The following is a 1,671-nucleotide window of genomic DNA, read 5'->3' as shown; positions in this document are numbered from 1 at the left end:
GCAGCCAGTACGCCACGGCTCCCGGTTCGCAACTCAGGCAAATGCCGCTGCTGGGATCCTCGCCGGGCGTAGGCTGACGGCCATGAAGTTGCGCGGCCAGTTGGCCCAGCGCCCCCTCTGAAAGTTGCGGCAATTGCCCGGTCAGCCATTCCTGCAATTGCGGCTCATCGGGCAGGGGCGAAGGCTGAGGCCGGGGAGCGCGGAGCGCTTGAGCGACCCGAATTACCTCCGCCCGCCCAGGAAAGGGCAGCCCGCCGTGCAGGGGCCAAAGGGCGGACCACGCCGCCGCCTCCGCCAGTGGCCCAGGCTGGGTCAATTCAGTGCCCAGACGCAGCAGCTCGGCTTCCAGCAGGGCCGCCGCCTGGGGACGGTGGCGCACGTTGAGGCCCACACATGCCGACAAGACTCCCCAGAAGCCCAGCAGGGCGGGGACAGCCTGCGCCACCGCCAGTTCTGCCAGTAGCCTCGCCCAGCTCGGCGGCTCGGGCTGCGCGGGTGTGTTGCGTTCTGCCCACTGGCGGCGCTGCGCGGCAGGCATCACCTGATAAGCCGTCGCCAGGTGGGTGACCAGCCGAGCGGCTGCGGCTGCCGGGAACGCCGGGGGGTCGCTGAGCGCCAGCAGCGGCCAGCCAGGGTGTTCTCCTTCGGTCAGCAAAGTCCAGGGCAGGGGCGCTCTGGGCGGCAGGTCAGCTTGCATGCCCAGCAGGGTTCGCAGTTCCGGCTCCATGCTTTGCAGCAGCCTGGAGAGCTGTGACACCAGACTCTCCCCCGGCCCCACCAACTGGGCTTCGGCCTCCAGCGACAGGAAAGCGGCACGACCAACAGGCTCCGGGAGGACGGCTGAGAGCTTCACGGGTTCAGGCTAATACGAGCTGCGCGAGTCCCCACCGCAGCCATGCGATGTCCGCGCCTTATAAATCGTCGAAATTTTGGCGGCTGACCCAAACGATTTGTCGTGTGGAACACGGGAAATTGCTGCGGATGCTCTAGGCTGAAACCATGACCGGGGCTTCGTCCTCTCTGGCGCTGACCAAACTGGAACAGCGCAACCGGGGCTGCACCGCCTGCCCGTTGCGGGTCGGGTGCGTGCAGGTGGTGGTCTCGGAAGGCGACCCCGCCGCGCCGCTGCTTATCGTGGGTGAGGGGCCAGGAGCCGAGGAAGACCGTGAGGGACGGCCCTTTGTCGGGCCTGCCGGACAACTGCTGGACCGGATTCTGCACGCGGCGGGCATCTCGCGCTCGGAGGCGTACCTGACCAATGTGGTCAAGTGCCGCACCCCCCAGAACCGCACCCCCGACGCACAGGAAAGCGCGACCTGCACGGGCCTTTGGCTCGACCCGCAACTGGCCCTGCTGCGGCCCCGCGTGACCGTGACCCTGGGCAACACCGCCACCCAGCACCTGCTCGGCACCGACCAGGGCATCACCCGGCTACGCGGGCAGTGGTTCCGTTACCGTCACCCGCAGAGTTCGCACGAGAGCCTGCTGATGCCCATGCTCCACCCGGCCTACCTGCTCAGGAACGCGGTTCGCACGCCCGGCGGCCCCAAGAGCCTGACCTGGCGCGACATTCGGGAAGTGGCAGCCGTGCTGCACGGACAAAAAACGGCCGAGGACGTGCAGGTGAGGCCACAGCAGATGCCGGGCGGGTTGTTCGACCTGTAGGGCCGC

The 1,671-nt window shown here is 68.2% G+C and carries 2 protein-coding genes; one reads left to right on the top strand and one right to left on the bottom strand.

Annotated elements, in window-relative coordinates; genetic code table 11:
* On the bottom strand, positions 1-853 hold an 853-nt coding region (locus Q4C89_RS15040), incomplete at its 3' end, for a hypothetical protein (RefSeq protein ID WP_303103430.1).
* Positions 854-999: 146 nt separating this feature from the next.
* Between Q4C89_RS15040 and Q4C89_RS15035 the strand changes: the two genes are divergently transcribed.
* The gene (locus Q4C89_RS15035; protein ID WP_303103429.1) at positions 1,000-1,665 is read left to right on the top strand and encodes a uracil-DNA glycosylase family protein; all 666 of its coding nucleotides are present in this window, start codon (positions 1,000-1,002) and stop codon (positions 1,663-1,665) included.
* Positions 1,666-1,671 lie beyond the last annotated feature (6 nt).

Source organism: Deinococcus sp. (assembly GCF_030523985.1).
In the GTDB taxonomy this organism is placed as follows: domain Bacteria; phylum Deinococcota; class Deinococci; order Deinococcales; family Deinococcaceae; genus Deinococcus.
This window is presented reverse-complemented; position numbering and strand designations above follow the sequence as displayed.